This window comes from Streptomyces sp. NPDC021622 (assembly GCF_040640795.1).
Classification (GTDB): domain Bacteria; phylum Actinomycetota; class Actinomycetes; order Streptomycetales; family Streptomycetaceae; genus Streptomyces.
In genome coordinates, this window is record NZ_JBFACK010000011.1 from 251,196 (window position 1) to 269,294 (window position 18,099).

The 18,099-nt window shown below is 69.4% G+C and carries 19 protein-coding genes and 2 pseudogenes; 6 read left to right on the forward strand and 15 right to left on the reverse strand.

Features of this window, described 5'->3' with window-relative positions:
* Positions 1-38: 38 nt before the first annotated feature.
* The 4 genes and pseudogenes from AB0G47_RS23115 to AB0G47_RS23130 form a co-directional block, all read right to left on the reverse strand.
* Positions 39-913: pseudogene (locus AB0G47_RS23115) on the reverse strand (alpha/beta hydrolase).
* A 172-nt stretch (positions 914-1,085) separates the two neighbouring features.
* A complete protein-coding gene (locus tag AB0G47_RS23120; RefSeq protein WP_360772951.1) occupies positions 1,086-1,385 on the reverse strand; it encodes a hypothetical protein in 300 nt (99 codons plus the stop codon).
* Positions 1,386-1,975: 590 nt separating this feature from the next.
* A complete protein-coding gene (locus AB0G47_RS23125; protein ID WP_360772954.1) occupies positions 1,976-2,323 on the reverse strand; it encodes a DUF2637 domain-containing protein in 348 nt (115 codons plus the stop codon).
* Positions 2,324-2,509: 186 nt separating this feature from the next.
* Positions 2,510-2,995, reverse strand: coding sequence for an Lrp/AsnC family transcriptional regulator (locus AB0G47_RS23130; RefSeq protein ID WP_360772957.1), 486 nt, complete (start codon positions 2,993-2,995; stop codon positions 2,510-2,512).
* Positions 2,996-3,103: 108 nt separating this feature from the next.
* Between AB0G47_RS23130 and AB0G47_RS23135 the strand changes: the two genes are divergently transcribed.
* Positions 3,104-4,063 (forward strand): SMP-30/gluconolactonase/LRE family protein, encoded by a 960-nt coding sequence (locus AB0G47_RS23135; protein WP_360772960.1) that lies wholly within the window; start codon positions 3,104-3,106, stop codon positions 4,061-4,063.
* Positions 4,064-4,083: 20 nt separating this feature from the next.
* Positions 4,084-4,572 carry a hypothetical protein gene (locus AB0G47_RS23140; protein WP_360772963.1) on the forward strand — a complete coding sequence of 163 codons (489 nt, stop codon included), beginning with the start codon at positions 4,084-4,086 and terminating at the stop codon, positions 4,570-4,572.
* 27 nt (positions 4,573-4,599) lie between these two features.
* Here AB0G47_RS23140 and AB0G47_RS23145 read toward each other — a convergent pair whose 3' ends face one another.
* Complete coding sequence (locus tag AB0G47_RS23145) at positions 4,600-4,821, reverse strand: dodecin (RefSeq protein WP_360772966.1); 222 nt, start codon at positions 4,819-4,821, stop codon at positions 4,600-4,602.
* A 50-nt stretch (positions 4,822-4,871) separates the two neighbouring features.
* Positions 4,872-5,660, reverse strand: a complete 789-nt coding sequence (locus AB0G47_RS23150; RefSeq protein WP_360772969.1) for a GntR family transcriptional regulator — start codon at positions 5,658-5,660, stop codon at positions 4,872-4,874.
* 372 nt (positions 5,661-6,032) lie between these two features.
* Here AB0G47_RS23150 and AB0G47_RS23155 point away from each other — a divergent pair.
* A pseudogene (locus AB0G47_RS23155) lies at positions 6,033-6,836 on the forward strand (glycoside hydrolase family 16 protein); the annotation flags it as partial.
* A 253-nt stretch (positions 6,837-7,089) separates the two neighbouring features.
* Complete coding sequence (locus AB0G47_RS23160) at positions 7,090-8,328, forward strand: extracellular solute-binding protein (RefSeq protein ID WP_360773222.1); 1,239 nt, start codon at positions 7,090-7,092, stop codon at positions 8,326-8,328.
* Positions 8,329-8,553: 225 nt separating this feature from the next.
* Here AB0G47_RS23160 and egtD read toward each other — a convergent pair whose 3' ends face one another.
* From egtD to egtA, 4 genes are read right to left on the reverse strand one after another with little or no spacing between them, the layout of a single operon-like run.
* Positions 8,554-9,516, reverse strand: a complete 963-nt coding sequence (gene egtD, locus AB0G47_RS23165) for an L-histidine N(alpha)-methyltransferase (protein WP_360772972.1) — start codon at positions 9,514-9,516, stop codon at positions 8,554-8,556.
* Positions 9,513-10,268 carry an ergothioneine biosynthesis protein EgtC gene (gene egtC / locus AB0G47_RS23170; protein ID WP_360772975.1) on the reverse strand — a complete coding sequence of 252 codons (756 nt, stop codon included), beginning with the start codon at positions 10,266-10,268 and terminating at the stop codon, positions 9,513-9,515. The genes egtD and egtC overlap by 4 nt, the downstream gene beginning before the upstream one ends.
* Positions 10,268-11,620 (reverse strand): ergothioneine biosynthesis protein EgtB, encoded by a 1,353-nt coding sequence (gene egtB, locus AB0G47_RS23175; RefSeq protein ID WP_360772978.1) that lies wholly within the window; start codon positions 11,618-11,620, stop codon positions 10,268-10,270. The genes egtC and egtB overlap by 1 nt, the downstream gene beginning before the upstream one ends.
* Positions 11,617-12,966, reverse strand: a complete 1,350-nt coding sequence (egtA, locus tag AB0G47_RS23180) for an ergothioneine biosynthesis glutamate--cysteine ligase EgtA (protein WP_360772981.1) — start codon at positions 12,964-12,966, stop codon at positions 11,617-11,619. Before egtA ends, egtB begins: the two co-directional genes overlap by 4 nt.
* 247 nt (positions 12,967-13,213) lie before the next feature.
* Between egtA and AB0G47_RS23185 the strand changes: the two genes are divergently transcribed.
* Positions 13,214-14,056 (forward strand): TIGR02452 family protein, encoded by an 843-nt coding sequence (locus AB0G47_RS23185; protein ID WP_360772984.1) that lies wholly within the window; start codon positions 13,214-13,216, stop codon positions 14,054-14,056.
* A 49-nt stretch (positions 14,057-14,105) separates the two neighbouring features.
* Here the strand turns inward: AB0G47_RS23185 and AB0G47_RS23190 are convergent, their stop codons facing one another.
* The 5 genes from AB0G47_RS23190 to AB0G47_RS23210 all read right to left on the reverse strand — a co-directional run bounded on the left by AB0G47_RS23190 (position 14,106) and on the right by AB0G47_RS23210 (position 17,077).
* Positions 14,106-14,564, reverse strand: coding sequence for a type II toxin-antitoxin system PemK/MazF family toxin (locus AB0G47_RS23190; protein ID WP_360772987.1), 459 nt, complete (start codon positions 14,562-14,564; stop codon positions 14,106-14,108).
* Positions 14,565-15,272: 708 nt separating this feature from the next.
* Positions 15,273-15,653 carry a hypothetical protein gene (locus AB0G47_RS23195; protein WP_360772990.1) on the reverse strand — a complete coding sequence of 127 codons (381 nt, stop codon included), beginning with the start codon at positions 15,651-15,653 and terminating at the stop codon, positions 15,273-15,275.
* Between the two features lie 292 nt (positions 15,654-15,945).
* Positions 15,946-16,107 (reverse strand): phage tail protein, encoded by a 162-nt coding sequence (locus tag AB0G47_RS23200; protein WP_360772992.1) that lies wholly within the window; start codon positions 16,105-16,107, stop codon positions 15,946-15,948.
* On the reverse strand, positions 16,104-16,313 hold the full coding sequence (locus AB0G47_RS23205) for a hypothetical protein (RefSeq protein ID WP_360772995.1): 210 nt from the start codon (positions 16,311-16,313) through the stop codon (positions 16,104-16,106). The genes AB0G47_RS23200 and AB0G47_RS23205 overlap by 4 nt, the downstream gene beginning before the upstream one ends.
* A 41-nt stretch (positions 16,314-16,354) precedes the next feature.
* Positions 16,355-17,077, reverse strand: coding sequence for an HNH endonuclease family protein (locus tag AB0G47_RS23210; RefSeq protein ID WP_360772998.1), 723 nt, complete (start codon positions 17,075-17,077; stop codon positions 16,355-16,357).
* Positions 17,078-17,467: 390 nt separating this feature from the next.
* Between AB0G47_RS23210 and AB0G47_RS23215 the strand changes: the two genes are divergently transcribed.
* Positions 17,468-17,917 carry a hypothetical protein gene (locus tag AB0G47_RS23215; RefSeq protein WP_360773001.1) on the forward strand — a complete coding sequence of 150 codons (450 nt, stop codon included), beginning with the start codon at positions 17,468-17,470 and terminating at the stop codon, positions 17,915-17,917.
* Positions 17,918-18,099: the final 182 nt, after the last annotated feature.

Below are 18,099 nucleotides of genomic sequence, written 5' to 3' on the forward strand. Positions count from 1 at the left end.
GCGCGCCTCCCGTCCCGGCCCTGCCATGAGCCGGTCGCCTACCGGTCGGTGGTGGCCTTCTCAAGAAGCGAAGTGAGGATCGACTCGGCATGTGTCCACAGCAGTGCGCCGCCGATCCCCGGTACGACACGGTGATGAGCACCGGGTATACGGGTAGCGAGCAGTGCTCCGTTATCGGGCGAGTGGCTGGTGTCCCGCTCGCCGTACCAGATCTCGACCGGGACGGTGATCTCGTCTAGGGCGAACGGCCACCGACCCATGGCCAGGACCGTGTCGCGGGCGTAACCAGCAGCACCTTGAACAAGCCCTCGTCCAAAGCCCTGCGGTAAACAGCCGCGAAATCAGGATCCTGATACACGGCGAGGTCACACACTGGACTCCCGGCCATGACCATGCCCCACATCGCATCCGCAGTGAAGCCCGCAAAAAACTCCTCGGCGCCGACCGGGTCGCAGGCGGTCCGCTCAACCAGGCCACGCAGATCCGCCGGCAGAGCGGAAGCGAACTCCGGCGCGGCGACCTCATCCGCGCCGGAGACGACAGCCAGTACCGAGGCCACACCCTCCTCAGCACACGCGAGAGCGAACGGCGCGCCTTGTGAGTTCCCGACCACAGCCGGATGTCCCAGCCCTCGCAGCACGCAGAGTTGCCGAAGATCACCAGCGAAGTCGGAGAAGGTCCGACCGGGCGCAGATGTTGAGGCACCGAGCCCCGGGCGGTCCACGGAGACAAGACGCACTCCAAGCGCCTCAACGACCCCTGCGCCGAAGCCGAGCCACCGGCTCGTAGCCGCACCCGGACACAACAGAACGGGCACCCCGTCCAACGGCCCCCACTCGGCCCAGCCAAGCAACCGTCCATCAGGCAGACGACTCTCACCGACCCGAGCAGGATTGTCGACGTACACAGTCATGATCCACATCATGGCCATGGACGGGACGTCTCGCACTCGACTTTCACCGTAGCCCTGGAGGTGCGCCTGTCCGGGGTACCCCCTTCCAGGGCCAAGACGGCCGCACCTCACCGCGCATGGTCCGAATGGTGCCCCGACGATCGCGCGCCGGGGCACACAGCAATCGGTGAGACTACTCGCAGGACATGGTCACGCTTGCTCGGAAGATGTGGCCGTAGTTCGGGTCGTCGAAGACCTCGAAGACCTGGGGCTCACCATCGAGTTCACATTGGAACCTGCCGTCTCCGCTCGCCGAGACTTGGGCGTCGTCGATCGCGCCTTGGATCGCGACCTCGGCTGTCGGCCCGCGGCCGGCGCCGCAGTAAAGTGCTGCCGAGCCGGCGGTTGCGGGCGTAGCGACGGCCAGCAGGGCGGCGACTGCTCCGGCTACGAGGAGCCCACCCCGGGTCGTCCATCTGGTTGGTCGCAGCATCGTCGATCCCTGCCCTTCAGCGGTCGGCCCCGTCGTATGACGGGGATGCGGTCGCGCACTCAATCAGTGATACGGACGCCGCATGCCACATGTTCACTGCCTGCCCCCTGGAGGCTCCTGCGCGGATCTGGACGCTGTTCCGAATCAGGTGACGATTGAGGTTTGTGGATGGCGTGTCGGGGAGCGAGGGACTTGTGGGTGTCAGCTGACCTGGGGCGCTCAGCGCCTGCCCTGCTTCCTCTCTGAGGACATCGACGGCCCCTGCCCACTTCGACGCCGCCACTGCCGGGCGACGGCCCCTTGGAAAGCGACCGCGCAAACGCTGGCGGTATGGCCTCCATAGGATATCGCTGCCGAGCGACGGGAGTTGACGCTCCGAGAGACCAAGTGCGCGGAGGCGCGGGCCTCTTGGGCGAGTCCACTCAGGTCGAGTCCAAGGACGGCTGCTGCGGTGCCCCCGCTTTGGACACGGACACGGCTACAGCGCCGCGGGCATCGAGACGCGCAGATGGTCTTCGATCGGTCCGTGCCAACTCGTAGCTCCTTGCGCAGCGACTCCGCCGAGATCGGCCTCTGATGCAGCTTCCTGTTCAGGTCATCGGCCTGTCGTGCGCGCTCCGTCGGGTAGTGGACCAAGAGCTCGACCGACAGGAGTAGGGCGCGACAGGCGGCCAGCCGGCCACCAGTACCGGCTTCCAGGTCAACGAGGGCGCTGCGGCGATGCTGGCGGCAAGGGACACGGCGATTCCGAGGAGAAATGCCGTCCACACCACGCACCGCTTCCAACGGCCGCATTGCGCAGGCCGTTTGAGGAGGCCGACCGTGGCCAGCAGGAGCAGGCCGTCCACAGACAGGGGCCACAACGATGCGCTCACCGGATCGGCCCCGCCTTGCCGGGCGAAGTCGCGCTGATGGATGTACGAGGCGTACGCCGCCACCCCTGCAACGACCAGGGCGCAACAGCGTCGTAGCCAGGTCTCAACTTCTGGTGTTCCGCCCGCCGTGAGGCCGATCGGGATCGTGGTGGAGAGCGTGAGCTTCCTGTGATCCTCGCCGGCATGTCGGCTGCGTGTCGAAGCGGCACGGTTCCTCGACGGAGAACCGGGTTGCTTCGATCACTGAGCTCACGGAAGGTTCAACGCCTGAGCGTCGCCAGGATTCCCGCCGGGCGCGGGGTGCGGGGAGAGCGGCCGTTCGAAGAAGGTCTCGAGGGCCACCGTGGCCTGCGTGCCGCTGACGCCGTCGATGGCGTAGAGGCGGCGCAGGACGTCCTGTAGCTGCTCAGTGGTGGCGGTGCGCACTTTCACCAGTACCGAGGCGCTGCCGGCGATGACGTGTGCCTCCAGGATTTCGGGGAGTGCGGCGAAGTCCTGTGCCGAATCGCCCATCCACGAGGTCGAGTCGACCATCACGTACGCGAGGACGGCACCGCCTACCGCGGCCGGGTCCACTTCGATCGTGGTGCGGCGGATGACACCGCGCTCCCGGAGCTTGCGTACCCGTTCATGAGCGGCGCCGGCGGACAGGCCGACGGCTTGTCCCAATGCGGCGTAGGGCTGGGTGGCGTCCTGCTGGAGCTCGGCCAGCAGGGCGCGATCGATGTGATCCACAGCTCTCCATTCGGGTATGTGTTGCATGAACCGTATCTCATACTGCAGTCTCGGCTCTGAGCCGAATGAGGTTCGTACAAGTGAATGCTTCTAGGAGAGGGGGACCTCATGAGTAGTGAGGGTCCTGGGTTGTACGAGATGCTCGACGACCGGTTCCGCTCCGGGCGGTGCATGAACGGTGACAGCGGCCTCGAGGTCCTGTACTCCGGGTGCCGTTGGGCCGAGGGGCCGATCTACCTGCCCGCCTGGCGGCAGTTGATCTGGAGCGACATACCCAACGACCGGATGCTTCGCTGGGACGAGGAGACCGGCGCGGTCGGCGTCTTCCGCCGTTCGGCCGGGCACACCAACGGCAACACCCTCGACGGCGAGGGCCGGTTGATCACCTGCGAGCAGGGCAACCGCCGGGTCACCCGGACCGAGCACGACGGGACGGTCACGGTGCTGGCCGACCGTTGGCAGGGCAAGCGGCTGAACAGCCCGAACGACGCGGCGGTGAAGTCCGACGGCTCCATCTGGTTCTCCGACCCGGACTTCGGCATCACCAGCGACTACGAGGGCTACCGGGCCGAGAGCGAGATCGGCGCCAACAACGTCTACCGGATCGATCCGGACACCGGCGAGGTACAGCTCGCCGCCGACGGTTTCGGTGCCCCGAACGGACTGGTCTTCTCGGCCGACGAACGGCAGCTGTTCGTCTCCGACACCCGGGCAGGTTTCATCCGGGTCTTCGACGTCACCGCGGACGGCACCCTGTCCGACGGCAAGGTCTTCGCCGAAGCCGCAGCTCGTGAAGGTGCCCGCTTCGACAACCTGCGCTTCGACGACGGCGGTCGACTCTGGGCGGCCGCGATGGATGACGGCGTGCACTGTTATGACCCCGACGGCACACTGATCGGCCGTCTCAACCTGCCGGAAACCGTCGCCAACATCTCCTGGGGCGGCGCCAAGCGCAACCGCCTGTTCATCACCGCCGAAACCAGCCTCTACTCGGTGGTCATGGGAGTCACCGGCACCCACCCGGCCGGACCCGGGCGCCACCCCTGGTTGGAGGCAGGGCCCCGGTGAGCATTGCCTAGGCTGTGCGCGTGACGGATGACAGCAGGCCACTGGCCGTATTCGATCTGGACGGCACCCTCGCGGACACCGCGCACCGGCAGCGGTTCCTGGAGCGCAAGCCGCGCGACTGGGGCGCCTTCTTCGCCGCCGCCCCGGAGGATCCGCCGCTTGCGGAGGGTGTGGCGCTGGCCCTTGAGAGCGCTCAGGAGTGTGAGGTCGTCTATCTGACGGGCAGGCCGGAGCGGTGCCGCAAGGACACTGTGGCGTGGCTCGCGGCGCAGGGGCTGCCCGAGGGGCGGATCTGGATGCGGCGCAACGACGACCGGCGGCCCGCGCGCCGCACCAAGTTGGAGATTCTCCAGAAGATTGCGCAGAAGCGTGCGGTGCGCGTGCTCGTGGACGACGACGAGCTGGTGTGCGAGGAGGCCGAGAGGGCGGGCTTCAAGGTCGTACGGGCACGCTGGGCGAGCACGTCCGCCGCGCTCAAGGACGCCCAGGAGCGGGAGGGGCGGACGTGACCGGCTGACGGGCGTGCCCCGCAGGCTTCAGGCGCTGTCGCCGTCCTCGAGGCGGAATCCGACCTTCAGGCCCACCTGGTAGTGCTCGATCTGCCCGTTCTCGATATGGCCGCGCACCTGGGTGACCTCGAACCAGTCCAGGGAGCGCAGGGTCTGCGAGGCGCGGGCGATGCCGTTGCGGATCGCCTGGTCGACGCCCTCGTGCGAGCTGCCGACGATCTCGGTGACCCGGTAGGTGTGGTCGGACATGAGGGTGTTCCTCTCCTCCGTGCGGTGGCGTCACAGCGGTGGGGGTGACGTCACTCCACCGTGCCCCACCACGCGGCGGTGCGCGAGGCGGTGGGCGCGGGATGTTCGGCGGCCGCGCCCAGGGTGAGCCGGGAGACGACGCGGTAGCGGTCGCCGCGGTAGAGGGAGCGCACATACTCGACGGGGCGGCCCTCGGTGTCCGTGGTGATCCGGTCGAAGAGCAGCGCGGGGGAGAGCTCGGGCACGCCGAGCAGCCGCGCCTCGGCCTCCGTCACCACCGTCGGTTCGATGGACTGCACGGCGTGGGCGGGACGGATGCGCCGGACCTCGCGGAGATGGGCGTAGAAACCGGACTCCATCTGCTCGGGCGTGAGGCCCGGCGTCAGCGCGGCCGGAATGTGCAGATGCTCCAGAGCGATGGGTTCGCCGTCGACGAGGCGCAGCCGTGCCACGTACACGATCTCGGCGGCGGGGGAGACGCGCAGCTTGCGTCCGGTCCGTGCCCCGGCCCGGACGGTGCTGAACTCCACCACCCGGCTCGACCAGCCGCCCGGGGCCTGCGGTGCGCTGAGCGGGCGGCTCGCCGAGATCAGCTCCTGGGTGACCTTGGCGGGTGCCACGAACATCCCGCGCCCGTGTTCGCGTACGAGAAGTCCCGAGGTCACAAGGTCGTCGACGGCAGCCCGCAGCGTCGGCCGCGATACACCGAGGTCGGCGCAGAGCGTGCGCTCGGAGGGGATCGCGTCGCCGGGCCGGCGGGTCTCGATCAGGTCGAGCAGGACCTCGCGCACGCGCTCGCGCTTGAGCATGCCGCCGGGGGTGCTTCCTTGGTGCTTCATCGATGTCGTCCCGTTCCGGCGGAGGGGTGGGCCGTGTCCACAACTCCCGCCCGTGCAAAGGGACTTGACGCCCCCATTGGTCTATGCCACCTTCAGTCCTCGCGAGTGGTCACCTTACCAATTGGTCAAGCCCGCGTCGTGTCGTTGTGCCGCACCTCCCCCCCCACGCCGGGAGCGGTGAGCGCTCCCGGCATTCCGAAAGGAACCAGGTCGATGAACCGACACCGCTTCAGAGTGACCTCCCGGCCGCTGACAACCGTCGCGGTCGCGACGGCGATCGCGACCGCCGCCGCCGGCCTCGGCCTGGCGGGGCCCGCCGCGCTGCCCGCCTCCGCCGCCCCGGACGGCAGCGCCCCGGCGGCCGCCGCCGCGACGCTCTTCGACGACTTCGCCTACACCGGTCACACCGATCCGAAGATCTCCGAGCACGGCTGGAGCATCCGCTCCAACGCTGGCGGCCCCGGCGTGCCCGGCGCCACCTGGGCGCCCGAGAACATCACCTTCCGCGCCGCGGACGGCAACTCCGTGATGAACCTGGAGACTTCGACCGCCGGCACGGGGGAGTCGACGAAGCAGACCGAGATTCTCACCAAGGCGGTCAAGTTCAAGAACGGCACCTACGCGGCCCGCGTGAAATACGCCGACGCACCGAAGTCCGGCCCCGACGGGGACCACCTGGTCCAGGCGTTCTTCTCCATCAACGACCTCAAGTCCCCGATGGCCGACGACTATTCCGAGTACGACTTCGAGTATCTGCCCAACGGAGGCTGGGGCGAGCCCGCCGACATCCTCTACGCCACCTCCTGGGAGACCTTCAATCCCGAGCCGTGGGAAGCCGTCAACCAGCACACAGAGGTGCGGCAGAGCTACGAGGGCTGGCACGACGTGGTGTTCACCATCGACGACAGCGCCATCAAGTACTACGTCGACGGGCAGCTGTTCGGCACGCACGACGCCAAGTACCTGCCGGAACGGCCCATGTCCATCAACTTCAACCAGTGGCTCATCGACCTCGCGGGACAGTCGAGCACCACGCCCCGCGCCTACGACCAGCAGGTCGACTACGTCCTGCACGTCAAGGACGAGGTTCTGACGCCGGACCAGGTGAAGGAGCGGGTCGGCGCCTATCGCGGCGCGGGCACGACGTTCGAGGACACGGTCCCCGGCGGCGGCTGATACGGCTCGGATCACTTCAGGGGTCACATCAGGGGGGGGCACATCAGGCGGGCGCGTCAGGCGGGAGCGTCAGGGGGGGGCGCGGCACCGGCATCGGCAGATCCCGGTGCCGTGACCCCCTTGACCGACCCATTGGTACAGACCAAAATCCAGCCATACCCGTTCGAGCCTGGAGCTCACCCCCACGTCGGGCCGACCTTCCCCTGTCCGCAGGCAGAAAGTGACCGACGTGAAACCGCTCCGCCGCACCGCCATGTCCCTCGTCCTCGCCGCCACCGCGCTGCTCCCCGGATGCGGCGTCCTGCCCGGCGGGGACGAGGAGCAGCGGACCATCACCGTGTGGTTCATGAAGGACAGCGCCTCGGCGGATTTCATCAAGCGGTTCACCGAGGACTTCGAGCAGCAGCACGGCGACATCGACCTGGAGATACGCATCCAGGAATGGACCGGAATCGGCGACAAGGTCAAGGCCGCGCTCAAGGCCGAGGACGGCCCGGACGTGATCGAGGTCGGCAATACGCAGGTCGCTCAGTACGTCGACGAGGGCGGGCTCTATGACCTCACCCTGGAGTCCGCGCGCGATCTCGGCATGAAGGACTGGCTGCCGGGTCTGGCCGAGCCGGGGCGCTACAACGGCAGCCAGTACGGCGTGCCCTGGTACGCCGCCAACCGTGTCGTCATCTACCACAAGGACCTCTTCGCGCAGGCCGGGATCGAGCAGCCGCCGAAGACGCGGGCGCAGTGGCTCGCCGATACGCAGCGGCTCAACTCCGGGGGAAATCAGGGGATCTACCTGGCGGGCCAGGACTGGTACACCCTGTCGGGGTTCATCTGGGACGAGGGCGGTGACCTGGCCAAGGAGAGGAACGGGGTGTGGCGGGGCAGCCTGCACTCGCCCGCGGCGCTGCGGGGCATGGAGTTCTACCGGCAGCTCCAGGCGCTGGGTTCGGGCCCCCGCGACGCGGACGAGGAGCATCCGCCGCAGGCCGGGGTGTTCGCGCGGGGTGACGTGGCGCAGATCGTCGCCGTGCCGGGGACGGTGCGGGCGATCGAGGAGAAGAATCCGAAGCTGAGGGGGAAGCTCGGCTACTTCCCCATCCCCGGGAAGACGGCGGGCAAGCCGGGGGCCGTCTTCACCGGTGGGTCCGATCTCGTGGTGCGTGGCAAGACCGGCGACCGCAAGGGCGCGGTCGCCGTGATCGAGGCGCTCGCCGGGAAGAAGTGGCAGACGGAGCTTGCCCGGACCATGAATTACGTGCCGAACAAGACGACGCTGGCCTCTGCCGTGTCGGATGAGCCGGGGGTCGCGGCGATGGCCGCGGGGGCGGCGCGGGGGCGGGCGACTCCGGCCTCCCCGAAGTGGGCCGCCGTGGAGGCGGACAATCCCATCAAGGCGTACATGTCGAAGGTGCTGGGCGGGGGTGAGGCGGCGGCGGAGGCGGGGGTGGCTTCCCGCCGGATCACCAAGGCGCTGGACGTGAGCGGGCCGTGAGGGTTCTCTTTCCCCGACCCCGCCCCTTCCCGAAACTTTCCGGCTGCGCCGGCCGCTAGGTGGCCGTAGATCACCGGCTCCGCCGAGTTCGTCCTCAAACTCCCCCAAGCTCTTAAAGAGCAGGGGGGACCCCCTCGACGGGCTGAAAGAAGCTGCCGGGCAATCGGGTGGGTGGGCGGGAAAGATCCGCCGCGAAGCGGCGGTCTTTCCGGAAGGGAAATCCCCCTACCGCGCCACGCTCAACGACAACGCGAAGCGGCCCCTCTCATCCGTCCACCAATGCGTCAGCTTCAGGTCCGCCGCGGACAGTTCCGCCCGCACCCCGTCCTCCCGGAACTTCGCCGAGACCTCCGTCCGCATCTCCTCGTGCCGCTCGAAGTCGACCGCCAGGTCGAGCGCCGGGATCTTCACCGTCTGCGCGGCCAGCGACCGCAGCCGCATCTCGATCCACTCGTGCTCGCGGTCCCAGACGGCGACGTGCGAGAACGCGTCGGGGTCGAAGTCGGCGTCCAGTTCGCGGTTGATGACGGTCAGGACGTTCTTGTTGAAGGCGGCCGTGACACCCGCCCCGTCGTCGTACGCGGAGACGAGCACGGACTCGTCCTTCACCAGGTCCGTGCCGAGCAGCAGCGCGTCACCGGGGGAGAGCAGGGCACGTACCGACGTGAGGAAGGCGGCGCGTTCGGCCGGCAGCAGATTGCCGATGGTGCCGCCGAGGAAGGCCACCAGACGCGGGCCCGGCGTGCCCGGCAGGGCGAGACCGCGGGTGAAGTCGGCGATCAGGGCGTGTACGTCGAGTGCCGGGCGCGATGCGAGGAGCGTGTTCGCGGCGCCGGTCAGCGCGCTCTCGCTGACGTCCACGGGGACGTACGTGTGCAGCGAGGGCAGCGCGTCGATGAGGTGGCGGGTCTTCTCCGAGGAGCCCGAGCCCAGCTCGATGAGGGTGCGCGCGTCCGTCACGGCGGCGATCTCCGCGGCGCGTGTCTGCAGGATCTCCCGCTCGGCGCGCGTCGGGTAGTACTCGGGCAGTGTGGTGATCTCGTCGAACAGGGCGCTGCCGCGTGCGTCGTAGAACCACTTGGGCGGCAGCGTCTTGGGCGTACGGGTGAGGCCTTGCAGGACGTCGGCGCGCAGGGCGGCGTCGGTGGCGTCCTCGGGCAGGGTGCGGGTCAGCAGGAACGGGCTCACGCGGTGGGCTCCTTGAGCGGGGTCAGCAGGACATCGGTACGGCTCGCGGCGAGCAGCGTGCGGTCGGGGACCTGACGCCAGTGCGGATCGTCGTCGTAGGGCTCGGAGGCCACGACGGTGCGGCGGCCCGGTTCGGTGAGATACCAGAGGGTGTCGCCCCAGGCGGTCGCCGTGATCGTCTCGCCGTTGGTGAGGAGAAGGTTGAGGCGCGACCCCGGGGCCGCCTCGGCGACCTCGACGACGGTGTCCGCGAGGGCCTGTCCCTCGTCGTCACCGCTGCGCAGCCGGTGCAGGACGAGCGCCCACACCAGCGCGGAATCGCAGCGCGCCTCCATCGAGAGGAGCTCGGCGGGCGGCAGGCCCGCGGTGAGCGGGGCGAGAGAGCGTGGCCAGCCCGCCACCGCGCCGTTGTGGCTGAACAGCCAGGCTCCGGCGGCGAACGGCGCCGCCGCCGCTTCCCCGTCGGCGCCCGCCACGGTCGCGTCCCGCACCGCGGCGAGCAGGGCGCCGGACCGTACGACCCGGGCCAGGTCCGCGAAGGACCGGTCGCCCCAGATCGGCCCGGCGCGGCGATAGCGGGCGGGCTCGGGATCGCCTTCCGCGTACCAACCAACCCCGAATCCATCGGCGTTGACCGTGCCGTAGCGCTGCTGCCGGGGCGCCCACGACTGACGGAACAGGCTGTACTCGGGCTCCACCAGGAGCTTGCCGAGCGGCTCCTGGGGCCCCAGGTAGGCGAGATGACGGCACATCAGACGGCCTCCGCCGGGCCGCCGGGCCCGGTCCCCGCCGGACCCGCGTCACGTGCCGTACGGAACCCGGAGAAGATCTGCCGCCGCACCGGATGGTCCCAGTTGCGGAACGTGCCCCGGCAGGCCACCTCGTCCACGGAGAACGCACCGCCCCGCAGTACCTTGTAGTCACCGCCGAAGAACACGTCCGAGTACTCGCGATAGGGGAAGGCGGCGAAGCCCGGGTAGGGCAGGAAGTCGCTCGACGTCCACTCCCACACGTCGCCGATCAACTGGCGTATGCCGAGCGGCGATTCACCGGCCGGATAGCTGCCCGCCGGGGCCGGCCGCAGATGGCGCTGGCCCAGGTTGGCGCGCTCGGGTGTGGGGTCCGCGTCGCCCCACGGGTAGCGCATGGACCGCCCTGACGCCGGGTCGTGCCGGGCGGCCTTCTCCCACTCCACCTCGCTGGGCAGCCGCCGGCCCGCCCAGCGGGCGTACGCGTCCGCCTCGTACCAACTGACGTGCAGGACCGGCTCGTCGGGCGGCACGGCCTCCACCGTCCCGAAGTGGCGGCGCAGCCACTGCCCCGCGTCGCGACGCCAGAACAGCGGCGCCGAGAGCTTGTTGCCCCGGACCATGTCCCAGCCCGCGGGGGCCCACCAGCGCTCGTCCGTGTAGCCGCCGTCGGCGATGAAGCGCTGGAACTCGGCGTTGGTCACCGGCGTCGTGTCGATGAAGAACGGCGGGACGAGGCGGTGGTGCGCCGGACGTTCGTTGTCCAGCGCCCACGGTTCGGTGGACGTGCCCATCGTGAACGGGCCGCCGGGGACGAGGACTTCGGACGGTCCGGTGAACGGCGGCGCGGGAGCGGGGTCGGGAGCGGTGAGCGCCGTCGGCCCCGAGCGCAGCTGATGGGTGATCAGCATCGTCTCGTCGTGCTGCTGTTCATGCTGCGCGATCATGCCGAACGCGAAGCCCGCGTCGGTCAGCGGAGAGCCGCGGAACGGCGTGCTCTCCAGGACGTCGAGGGCGCGCCCGCGCACCTCGGCCGCGTACCGGCGAGCCTCGGCGGGGGCGAGCAGCGGCAGGGTCGGCCGTTCGGCGCGGGGATGCTCGAAGGCGTCGTACAGGCCGTCGATCTCCGGCCGCATGGCGTCACGGCCGGCCACCGCCCGCAGCAGCCACAGCTCCTCCTGGTTGCCGATGTGCGCGAGGTCCCAGACCAGCGGCGACATCAACGGCGAGTGCTGCGCGGTCAGTTCGGGGTCCTCGACACACGTGGTCAGGAGCGAGGTGCGGTCCCTGGCGGCGAGCAGCGCCGCCAGGGCGCGCTCCCGAAGGGAATCGGGGTCGCTGACGGTTCCGGTCATCGGAGGCTGCCCTTCTCGTGCTCGTTCTCGGTAACGGGCTCGTGGTCGCGGTCGTGCGCCCGCGCACGGTGCCGGTCGAGCACGTCGTCGGCCGGGCAGCGGCCCCGGGCGACATAACGCTCGGCGTACGCGGCCACCGCGTCCCGCACGGTCGTGCTCGCGCCCATCCGGGGCAGCGCGTCGACGGCGGCGGCGAAACAGGCCGCCGCTGCCTCGCGCAGCTCGGGATCGGCGAGCCCGTGCCGGGCGGCGTCCAGATACAGCGGGCTGCGCGGCGCCGCGGGGGCGCCGGGCGGGCACGCGCGCTCGGCCAGCGGCTTGACCGTGCGGTACGCGGTCTCGGCGGCCTGCGGATCGTCGAACAGCGCGCTCGTCACGGCGAGCGGCACGATCCATCCGTCATCGCCCGGCTGGGCGTCGACCATCCGCAGCTCCAGGTGGCCGCGCGGGCGTACGGGCGGGAAGAGGGTGGTCAGGTGGTAGTCGAGGTCCTCGCGCGTGGGCGGGCGCGGTGCGCCAGAACGCGCCCAGGCGCGGAAGGTCAGCCCTTCCGGGACGGCCCAGTCGTCGTCGCCCTCCTCCGCCCTGACGAACATCACCGGCGCGTCCAGGGCGTGCCGTGTCCAGGCCGCCCGCGGCTCCGCGTCCATCGGCGGCGCGGCGGACGTCCCCGGGTCGATGGCGGCCCACACCGCCTGCCGGGTGGACCGCCAGCCGGTGGCACGGCCGTCCTGGAGCGGCGAGTTGGCGAACGCGGCGACCAGTACGGCGCCAAGGAGATGCGCGAGCCGCCAGCGCCGCCCGTAGCCGAGCGGTCCCGGCTCCTCGTGCCCCGCGTCCAGGCAGATCTGCACGGACGCGGTGGAGCACATCATGCGCCGCCCCGCGGGGCCCGCGCGGTCGAGATAGGACTCCATGGCGTCATAGCGCGGACGGTGCAGGATGCGGTTCGGCGGGCGCCATGGATCGGCACCGATGCCGGTGAGGGTCAGGTTCAGGGATTCCAGTCGGTCGCGTACGACGGACAGATCGGCCGACACGGCCGATACGCACTCCATGAGCGAGGCGGCGGGGAGCGAGCTGAGCTCTAGCTGGCCGCCCGGTTCGACGGTGATCAGGGAGTGCAGGGGCAGGGCCCGCAGTGCGGCGTAGGCCGCTTCGAGGCGGACGGTGGACACGGGCATTCGGAGCCGGTGCGGCTCGTGGATCAGCCATTCCAGTTCGACACCGGTGGCGCGAGGTGGTCCGGTCTTGAAGCAGATGCCGCTGACCAGCGCCTCCGCCTCGACTTCGGATACCGCGGTGCCGTACTTCGCGCGGTAGGTCGTACAGTCTCCCTCGGGCATGCAGGGGTCCTCCTGTTCACGGTTCCGCCTGGTCCGGCGGTTGCGGACCACCCCGGTCAACTCGATGTGGGGTGGACCGAGTTGGTCTTGAGCCGGAACGCTCCGTCCCACCCAAGACCTTGTCGGCCATTCGCACAAGAGTGCCCCTGGGGTCGAGTCGACGCCAGGGAATTCTGTTGCGGCGGACGATGCGAACCGCTCACCATGCGTTCATGTACGAGTCGGGGGACAGGACGGGGGAGCGGGTATGAGTGCCCGCCTGCGCGGGATTGCGCAGCAGACCGAGGAGATCGTCGCGGCGGGCCGGTATGTCTCTGCCGGTGGCCGCGACGTGGTGATCGCGCATGCGGTGGACGCCGCGCGCTCCGGCACGCGGATGTTCGGACCCGCCGCCGTGCGCGTGACGCTGCCCGAGCCGACCTCCACGGTAATCGAGGTCACCGCGGAGAGCAGCTTGGAGGCGGCGCACAGGCTTGCCACCAGGGAGGACACCCCGGTGGCCGTCCTGAACTTCTCCTCCGCGCGCAATCCCGGCGGCGGCTATCTGAACGGGGCCCAGGCCCAGGAGGAGGCGCTGTGCCGCGCCTCCGCGCTGTACACGTGCGTGCGGTCGGCCCGGGAGTTCTACGACCACCACCGGGCCCACCGCGATCCGTTCTACAGCGACCGCGTCATCCACTCCCCGGCCGTCCCGGTCTTCCGCGACGACCGCGGGCGGCTGCTCGACGAGGCGTACACCGTGGGCTTCCTGACGTCGGCGGCGCCGAACGCGGGAGTCGTCAGACGGCAGACGCCGGAGCGCGCGGGGCAGCTGTCCGACGCCTTGCTCGGCCGCGCCGAGCGGGTCCTGGAGACCGCGCTGGCCTGCGGCTATCGGCGGCTTGTGCTCGGCGCGTGGGGCTGCGGGGTCTTCCAGAACGACCCGGTGGACGTGGCGGAGGCCTTCCGCGGCCGGCTCGACGAGGGCGGCCGGTTCCACGGGGCCTTCGAGCACATCGTCTTCGGCGTGCTCGACCGCACGCGCGGCGCGGTGACGCGGTCCGCCTTCGAGCGGGCGTTCGCGGACATGGCGGCTCAGCGCCGGCAATAGCGGCTCAAGCGCCGGCCGTAGCGAGTGGTTCAGCGCTGACCGTCGCGGCTCAGCGCCAGCCGTACCGCTCCTGGAGCCGCCGCACGACCAGGTTGAACCGCATCCGGTCGATGGCGCACGCCTCGCGCCGCATGCCCTTCTCGTGCACCCGCAACACCCGGTCGATGTCGACCCAGGAGTCGCGGCCCGTACGGTCCCACGGCCCGCTGCCGATCGGCACCCATTCGCGGTCGCCGTCGTGCCGCTTGCTTGAGAGCTGCACGGCGAGCAGCGTGCCGCGGTCCTCGCGGGCGACGACGAGGACGGGGCGGTCCTTGCCGCGTCCGTCGTTCTCCTCGTAGGGGACCCATGTCCACACGATCTCGCCGGGGTCGGGGTCGCCGTCATGGGCGGGCGCGTACTCCGTACGGACCGTGCCGACCTCGTGCGCCGCGCACTCACAGGTCGCGAAGGGGACGCCGTGGCCAGGAGTTTCGGGCACGCGGGGATCATCGGTGAAGGCAGTCACGCGGTCAGGCTAGGGCCTGACTGGAGCAGCCCGCAGGGTGGGGGCGGCCGGATGGTCCAGTCTCCCGAATTGCTTGTTGGTCCCTGGATTTCCCCCCTCGTCCCGATGTTTCCCTGACCTGCTGTCCCCCTGCTGTCCCCCGCGTCCCCCTGAACAGGCGAGGTGGCGCCTCTGCTGAACCGAAGTCACGGGGCGGCGCGTTGGCCTGCGAAGACAATTCGGATAGCCATCGCACTGGGTTCGCGGCATCCTGTAACTGGGCGCGACGCTCGCCGGCCTCCCGGCGGATGCGCCTCTGCTCCTCGTTGAGTCCTGCCCGGGCCTCAACTACCGCCGCCATGTCCACACGCGCTCAACTCGCTCAACCACGACGCCGAGTCTGCTACCCCCGTCCAAACGGGACTGAACTGCTCCCGAGCTCGGGCAGAGCAAGTCACGCCACAAGTGCTGGTGGTGGCCTCTTCCCTCGGTAGCATCGCCGTGCCAGAACACCAGCCGTACCGCTAGAACCAGTCAGCGCATGAGGCTGTAGCGGAGAAGACGCGACCGGGCATCCTCCTGCGATAGGCCGAGAGCCTGGCTGATCGATTCCATCGAGAGGTCGTCTGCCGCGGCGTACTCAGCGGCACGATGGCTGATGGGCTTGGTCGTACGCTCCAAGGCCGCAACAGCCTTCAGCGCGGCTAGCGGCGCGTCCTCGACAAGGGCCTACAACTGCTCTTCCACCCGCCCCAGCAGCTCCTCAAGCTCCGGCGGCAGCGGAATCGTCTGCGCCTCGACGTCCCGAATGTGCTGCCGCCACTCGTCGTACGGCTCCCTCATGGGGAACTCGTCGGTGAAGGCGTCAACTTCGTCCCAATCGGTTGGGTACTGCTCTTCACCACGCCAGCCACACGAGCACGCTCCTCGCGCCACGGTGGCACGCAGCCGGTTCAGCTTCCCGCTGTACGCCCACCACTCACGCGTCCTATGGAAGTTGGCGCCACTACCGGCATCGAGCACCGCCTCCTTCGGCTCGCTGCCGTCGTCCAGGACTGCGCCCACCCAGCCCTCATGAGACGCCCCGAACTCCTCGGTCTTCCACTCCATGGCTTCTCCGCTCCGTGAGTGACCTACCCGATCCCACGATGCCGGACCCTGAGCACCGACGACCGGCGAATCCGCAGACAGGCTGCGCCCTCGTTCGCCCACTCGCAGCTGGCGGGGAGCGTCATTCGAACCGTGCCGTATTCCTGGCCGTCGACGTGACAGGTGTCGGATGTCCTGGGAAACGGCTTCCAGGCGCCCCCATCTCGGGCCGAGCGGTGCCGTCCACTCAGCCCGAGGCCAGCCTGTGGCTGGTGCGGTGGTTAGGGATTCGGGATGCCGATCAGCTGGGTGGTCACTCGACCGTCAGGTCCTCGTACGCGATGGTCACCCTCTCCAGCGCGGGATCCACGTCAGAGCTGTCGGGGGAGGAGCCCTCCCACTTGCTGGCCCAGGCGTTGGTGAGATGGAAGCGCCGGATAGCCCGTCCCTGGCTGTCGGACATGGTGATCGTCATGTTCGCCTGCGCGTCGTCGGGTTTGGCGTCGGCGTCGGGCGTTCGAAGGTGATCTCGGGCAAGAGGTTCCCGTTCGGAGCTGCCTGCCCGGTCTCCATGACGTCGGTTGCCAGGTTGAGTCCGGAGGCGGACGCGTATGTCGCCACCCGGTACGTGCCCATCTCGATGCTGAACACGTCGGTGCGCACTGGGTCGCCGATTGCCATGTCTGTGTCCTTCCTTCGGTGGTCTGGTGGGCTGTGTTCCGTCAGGACGCGGGTTCGTAGATGACAGAGGTGTCCGGGCACTTCTTCGCGACCCTTTGCAGGGCCTGGCGCTCGGCGTCATCGGTGGCGAGGTTCCAGCGGAGTTTGGTCGCGGCCCAGTGGGCGGCGTACTCGCAGTGGTAACCGCGGGCCGGGGGCAGCCACTGCGCGGGGTCCTTGTCCCCTTTGGAGCGATTCGATTTCGCGGTGACCGCGATCAGCGTCACCGGGGATGCCTGGTCGTTCGCGTACGCCTCACGCCGGGCCGCGTCCCACGCGTAGCCACCCGAGTCGTGGACTTCGGCCAGAGGCACGAAATGGTCTACATCGAGACCCGCGGCATCTGTCACGGTGACGTCGTCGTAGGGACTCAGCCACGATCCGCCCGACAGCTTGCAGCCCGGAGCGACGTGCGGGGCCTCGATCGCCTCGGAGAGGATGACCTCCTTGCGGGTGTTACAGCCGTCGGTGGGGTTCAGTCCGCGGTTCCAGTGCCTGTACAGATTCCGCGTGTAGCCGTCGCGCTGCTCATCGGCGACCGGGATCTGGTCGATCGCCTCGGACAACGGCAACGGCGCGCGTACGCCCGGGGCTCCGGCGGTGCCGAACGCGCGGGGTGTGGCTGGCTGGGCGCTGGTCGCGTGTGCGGCGGGAGAGGTGGTGAGCAGGGGCAGGGCGGCGAGGGCGAGGGCGGGCAGGCCGCGCTGCAGCAGGTTCTTGATCACGCTATGGGTTGTAGCGAAGCCCAGGCGGACAGGGACAGGCCCTGGAGCCCCAACTCACCCGGTCGGGGGGCCGCTTTCACCGCAGAAACGATCTGCACGGCAGCCAGAGGTGAAGGTCATCCAGACTCGCCACGACGGGTACCACTTCCGTTCACGCACCGAGGCCCGATGGGCCGTGGTTCTTCACCGAGTTGGGCATCAAGTACGAGTACGAGACCGATCTTCAACGGGTGAGTCGTCGGCCCCTCACGGTGCGGGCGAGGTGCCTTCGGGCTCGTGCCCGTGATGACCGGTCCGAAGGCCCGAGCCGCCCCGGTTTGGATCCCCGCAAGAGCGAGGGCTTCATCGCATTGCTCACGTCCGGGTGCTGAACCGGGCAGGATTGCCGCTATGCCGACTTTCCGGAGCGTCGCACTCGTCCTGCTGCTCGCCGCGGTGCTGGCAGGGTGTGATTCCGGTACGTCGGCAAACGGTGACGGACCGGCCTCGGATGGGCCGGTCGATCTGGCGCAGATCGGGGACACTTGCGTCGCTGAGACCGCCGACTCGCTCAAGACCTTCACCGACAAGCTGACCGCGGACCAGTTCTACGAGCTGTCGGCTGACGGCAAGACGCTCCGTGTCCTCACTCCCGCGCCCATGGGAAACGCCGTCACCAGGTCTGAGGCGCTCGCCGCCACACAGTGCGTGTTCCGAGAGGCCAACGCGCCCCAGATCGTGGTCGACCGACTCGGTGTGCCGGCCACCGGTGAGCAGAGCAGTGCGTGGACGGACTTCACCGCGACCTGGGAGTCGGACAACGAACTCGGGTATCGGGCGCGCGTGGTGGCCGCCCGCTGAGGGTGCCCGGCAGGCCTCAGTCCGACCGTGGAGAGCGAACAGACTGTGTTCGGCGCGACCAGTCCTCCGCGCTAGGCTAAGCAGACGACAGGAAGTCGATTGCTGAACCTTTGCCCGGCGGCTTCGTGGTTCGTGACAAGCCGCAGCCTTACCGGATCAGCAGCGGAATTCACCGGGTCCGC